Source organism: Arthrobacter sp. Y3223164, assembly GCF_059091005.1.
In genome coordinates this window covers 1-5,154 of record NZ_JBNHGF010000200.1, presented here as the reverse complement: position 1 = coordinate 5,154, position 5,154 = coordinate 1, and the positions used below count along the sequence as shown (strand labels likewise).

General features: G+C 67.9%; 5 protein-coding genes. 4 read left to right on the top strand and 1 reads right to left on the bottom strand.

The window, feature by feature from the left end; genetic code table 11:
* The first annotated feature begins 115 nt into the window (after positions 1-115).
* Both AC5RUJ_RS10725 and mshC read left to right on the top strand, forming a co-directional pair.
* Entirely contained in the window at positions 116-940 is an 825-nt protein-coding gene (locus tag AC5RUJ_RS10725) for an undecaprenyl-diphosphate phosphatase (protein ID WP_494074497.1), read from the top strand.
* Between the two features lie 111 nt (positions 941-1,051).
* On the top strand, positions 1,052-2,314 hold the full coding sequence (gene mshC / locus AC5RUJ_RS10720; RefSeq protein WP_494023083.1) for a cysteine--1-D-myo-inosityl 2-amino-2-deoxy-alpha-D-glucopyranoside ligase: 1,263 nt from the start codon (positions 1,052-1,054) through the stop codon (positions 2,312-2,314).
* A 161-nt stretch (positions 2,315-2,475) separates the two neighbouring features.
* Here the strand turns inward: mshC and AC5RUJ_RS10715 are convergent, their stop codons facing one another.
* Positions 2,476-3,336, bottom strand: a complete 861-nt coding sequence (locus tag AC5RUJ_RS10715; RefSeq protein ID WP_494001254.1) for a PAC2 family protein — start codon at positions 3,334-3,336, stop codon at positions 2,476-2,478.
* A 211-nt stretch (positions 3,337-3,547) separates the two neighbouring features.
* On the opposite strand from AC5RUJ_RS10715, the gene AC5RUJ_RS10710 reads away from it, so the two are divergent.
* Together AC5RUJ_RS10710 and AC5RUJ_RS10705 are read left to right on the top strand one after the other, a co-directional pair.
* Positions 3,548-4,276: an HAD family hydrolase gene (locus tag AC5RUJ_RS10710; RefSeq protein ID WP_494074496.1), complete on the top strand. Its 729-nt coding sequence runs from the start codon at positions 3,548-3,550 to the stop codon at positions 4,274-4,276.
* A partial coding sequence (locus tag AC5RUJ_RS10705; protein ID WP_494155849.1) for a site-2 protease family protein occupies positions 4,273-5,154 on the top strand: 882 nt, incomplete at its 3' end. The genes AC5RUJ_RS10710 and AC5RUJ_RS10705, both read left to right, overlap by 4 nt.

The window sequence follows — 5,154 nt, the reverse complement described above, 5'->3', positions numbered from 1 at the left end:
GCCCATCCGCCCCGGCCCCGCGCCGGGTGCCCGGCGTCGTGCCGTGGGCGGATCTTCGCCGCCGCGGCTGTGTCCGTTTCCGTTCCGCGGGCCTTGGTGCCATAAGGTCGAGGATGTGAATTGGCTAGAAGCAATCATCCTGGGGCTCGTGCAGGGCCTGACCGAGTTCCTCCCGATCTCATCCAGCGCGCACCTGCGCATCATCGGAGAGGTTCTGCCCGGTGCCGCCGATCCCGGGGCCGCCTTCACCGCCATCACCCAGCTGGGCACGGAAACCGCCGTCGTCGTCTATTTCTGGCGCGATATCGTCAACATCATCAAGGCCTGGTTCGGCTCGCTCACCGGCAAGGTGCCGCGGAACGACCCGGACGCCCGGATGGGCTGGCTGGTCATCATCGGCTCGATCCCCATCGGTGTGCTCGGGCTGCTGTTCCAGGACCAGATCGAATCCACCTTCCGCAGCCTGTGGATCGTGGCCACCATGCTGATTGTCTTCGGCGTGTTCCTGGCCATCGCCGACTCCATCGGCCGCCAGATGCGCACGCTGGACAAGCTCACCTACAAGCACGGCATCCTGTACGGGCTGGCCCAGGCGCTGGCCCTGGTCCCGGGCGTCTCCCGCTCTGGCGGCACCATCACGGCCGGCCTGTTGATGGGCTACACCCGCGAGGCCGCCGCCCGGTATTCGTTCCTGCTGGCGATTCCGGCGGTCTTCGCCTCGGGCCTGTACCAGCTGGCCAAGAGCTTCGGTGAACCCGGGCCGTACGGGCTGGGGGAGACGGCGCTGGCCACGGTGGTGGCCTTCGGCGTCGGCTTCGTGATCATCGGGTGGTTCCTGAAGTATGTGTCCACCCGCAGCTACCGGCTTTTCGTCTGGTACCGGATCGCCCTGGGCGCGCTGTTGTTCGTGCTGCTGGGCGCCGGAGTCATCAACGCCTGACCCGCGGGAATTTATCCGGCTCCTGCATTCTTGAATGTTAGGAGCGTCATTTACGACGGCGGCCCCGCCCGCCATCCGCGTCCGTTCACCTCATCGGAAGGAAACCCAAGAGTGCTTGGTTGGAATGCCCGTGCCGTACCCGAAATTCCGGGCGGCAAAGACGAACTGACCATCCACGACACCTCCGTGGGGTCGCTGGTACGGCTTGAGCCGTCCTCGACGGGAAGCCTGTACGTTTGCGGCATCACCCCGTACGACGCCACGCACATGGGCCATGCCGCCACCTACGTGGCCTTCGACCTGCTCAACCGCTATTGGCGCGACGCCGGGCGCACCGTCAACTATGTGCAGAATGTCACGGACATCGACGATCCGCTGCTGGAACGCGCCGCGGCCACCGGCATGGACTGGCAGCTGCTGGCGAAGGACCAGACCGAGCTGTTCCGCACGGACATGGAAGAACTCAACGTCATCCCGCCCGGCGAGTACATCGGAGCGGTGGAATCGATCGAGTGGATCGTTCCGGTGGTGGAGGACCTGCTGGCCCGCGGCCTCGCGTACCGCGTACCGGGCACCGGCGGCGAGCCCGACGGCGACGTGTACTTCGATTCCGTTGCCGCAGCGGGACCGGGCTGGCACAACGGCGCCACCTCCAGGCTGACCGAAGATCAAATGCTGCCGCTCTTTGCCGAGCGCGGCGGCGATCCGGAGCGCCCGGGCAAAAAACACCCGCTGGACGCACTGTTGTGGCGCGTCGCCCGAGACGGCGAACCCGAGTGGCCGGGCGCCTCGCTCGGCCCCGGCCGCCCCGGCTGGCACATCGAGTGTTCGGTAATCGCGCGCAAATTCCTGCCGGAAACCTTCGACGTCCAGGCCGGCGGCTCGGACCTGAGCTTCCCGCATCACGAAATGAGCGCAGGGCACGCCTACGCGATGACCGGCAAGCCGCTGGCCAAGCACTTCATGCACGCCGGCATGGTCGGCCTCGACGGCGAAAAGATGAGCAAGTCCAAGGGCAACCTCGTGCTGGTCTCGGCCCTGCGCGAAGAAGGCGTGGAGCCGGCTGCGATCCGCACCGTGCTGCTGGGCCAGCACTACCGCAGCGACTGGTTCTGGACCGGGGATCTGCTCCGCCAGGCGCAGGCGCGGCTTTCTGCGTGGCGCGGCGCGGCCCCCTATGTGCAGGCCGAACAGGTACCCGAGCTGGCACAGCAAATCCGCCAGGCGCTCTCGAACGACCTCAACGCACCCGCGGCCCTGGCCGAAATCGACGGCTTCGCCGAGCACTCCCGGCAGCAGGCCGGAGGGCAGGCCGGTGACGGCGCCGGGCAGTTCGCGGCGCTGCTCGACGCGCTGCTGGGCATCCGGCTCTAAGCCAAGAGTTAGGGCCGGAGGCGGGAACCACTAAGCCGCGCATCGCCGAGCGAGGAACGAGCGGGAAGGGCGGGGCGGGCAGGGACCCGGCGTGGCGACGAAGTCGACACGACAGGGCCCGCCCCAACCGGCTAAGCGGCGTGTGGTTCCCGTGGAGGCCCCTACTCTTTACCGCGCTTTTTGAGGTAGCGCTCGAATTCGCGGGCGATGGATTCCCCGGTTGCCTCCGGCAGCTCGGCCGTGTCCTTGGCCTCCTCCAGCTGCCGCACGTAGGCGGCGACTTCCGGATCCTCGGTGGCAAGTTCGTCCACGCCGCGCTCCCACGCTTCGGCTTCTTCGCTCAGGACGGACACTTCCAGCGGGACCTGCAGGATGTCCTCCAGCCGGTGCAGCAAAGCAAGCTCGGCCTTGGGGGAGGGCGACTGTCCCACGTAGTGCGGCACCGCGGCCCAGACGGACATCGTGGGAATGCCGGCCAGCGAGGCGACATCGGACAACACTCCGACGATTCCGGTGGGGCCTTCGTACTGGCTGGACTCGGTATTCAGGGCGCGGCGGACGTCGTCGTCGTCGCTGGTGACCGTGACGGGAATGGGACGCGTGTGCGGCACGTCGGCCAAGAGGGCGCCTACCAGGATGATGCAGTCCACGCCCAGCTCTTCGGCGTGGGCCAACAGTTCCGCGGTGTACGCCCGCCAGCGGTAGGACGGCTCCACCCCGTGTACAAAGATAATGTCCAGCCGGCTGCCCGGGATGCTGCTGCGCGTCAGTTTCGTCGTCGGCCATTTGATCCGGCGTTCCCCGGAGGCGGTGCGGTGCACCACCGGCCGGGTGAACTGGAAGTCGTAATAAAGATCCGGGTCCACCGTGGCCACCTTGTGGCTGTCCCAGAGCCGGCTCAGGTACTTGACGGCGTCCGTGGCGGCTTCGCCGGCATCGTTCCAGCCTTCGAATGCAGCCAGCATCACGGTATAACGCCGCGGTGTCTCGCCGGGCTTCGTCTGCGGGAACAGCAAGTGCAAACCGCGCTGCTCGCCGTCGCCTTCCGTGGGCAGGTCGCCACTGTCCTGAGTACTCACGGTTTCACCCTAATCCTCCCGGCACGGCTTGTCAGTGAGCCGACATTCGATTCGCGCCCAGCATAGCCCCCGATTCCGGTGCCGTAGCCCCGTGCCGGAGCCCGTGATGGGGCCGATGCCGGGGCCGGGCAGGAAGGGCCCGTAGACTGGATGCATGCCCGAAATTTCCCCTTCCCCCGCTGCGTCCAGCCATCCGTCGTCCGGCCTGCAGGCCGTTTTCTGGGACATGGACGGAACGCTCGTCGACACCGAGCCGTACTGGATCGAAGCCGAAACCGAATTGGTTGCTTCGTTCGGCGGGGTGTGGGACGACGAACTGGGCAAAAAGCTGGTGGGCAATGCGCTGGAGACATCCGCCGCCGTGCTGCAGCAGGCCGGCGTCGAACTGGGCATCCGCGAGATTGTCGACCGGCTGATCGACGCCGTGACCGAACGCGTCCGCGGGCGCATCCCGTGGCGCCCCGGCGCACGGGAGTTGCTCGCGGAGCTGGCCGGGGCAGGCATTCCGTCGGTCCTGGTGACCATGAGCGAGACCAAGCTCGCCGCCGAAGTGGTCAGGGCGCTGCCCGAGGGCAGCTTCCGCCACGTCGTCACCGGTGACATGGTCACGCGCGGCAAGCCGGACCCGGAACCGTACCAGCAGGCCTTCGACTGGCTCAGCGGCCACCTGCCCGGCGCCGACAAGCAGTACGTCGTGGCGCTGGAAGACTCGGTTCCCGGGGTTGCCTCCGCCGAAGCCGCCGGCCTCGTGACCGTGGCCATCCCACACGTCGTGCCCGTTCCGCCGGTACCGGGGCGCCCGCACTGGGACAGCCTGGCCGGAAAGGGCCTGGCGGACGTGGAGGGCGTCCTGGTGGGCGCCGCCCAGGAAGCAGGAGTATGAGCACGCAAACCCCCCGGCCGGCCGAGGAAAAGGAACGCAGCGAAGGCATTCCCCTGGGCCGCATGTTCGGCGTCCCGGTGGTCCTGGCCTGGTCCTGGTTCGTGATCGCCGCCTTCATCGTGCTGATCTTCGGCCCCCAGGTGCAGCGCCTGATGCCGGAGATCGGCGTGGGAGCGTACGCCGTGGCGTTCGGTTACGCGCTGCTGCTGCTGTTCTCGGTGCTGGTGCACGAACTCGCCCACGCCCTGACCGCCCGGACCTTCCGGTGGCCGTCGGCCAAGATCGTGCTCAATCTCTGGGGCGGCCACACCCAGTTCGACAACTTCAACGCCACGCCGGGCAAGTCCCTGCTGGTGGCCTTGTCCGGGCCCGTGGCCAACTTCGCGCTGGCCGGCGCCGGCATGCTCGTCCTGCCGCTGTTCCGCGGCGAACCGATTCCGTTCCTGCTGACCGACATCTTCATCTGGGCCAACTTCCTGGTGGCCGTCTTCAATATCCTTCCGGGGCTCCCGTTGGACGGCGGGCGTCTGGTGGAGACCGCCGTCTGGAAGGCGACCGGCAGCCAGGAAAAGGGGACCGTGGCGGCGGGCTGGGCCGGCCGCGCCATCGTGGTGCTGCTGGTGATCGGCGTGATCGGCGTCCCGTTGCTGCGGGGCGGCACGCCGGACCTCCAGCTGGTGGTGCTCATGGTGCTGGTGTGCGGTTTCCTCTGGATGGGCGCCAGCTCGGCCATCTCGCACGCCCGGATGCGCTTGCGGCTGCCGTCCGTCAGCGCCGGGCAGCTCAAGCTTCCGGCCGCGTCGCTGCCCGCCACCGCCACGGTGGACCAGGTGCGGCAGCTGATCCAGGGGCACCCCGGGCTCTCCGTGGTGCTCACC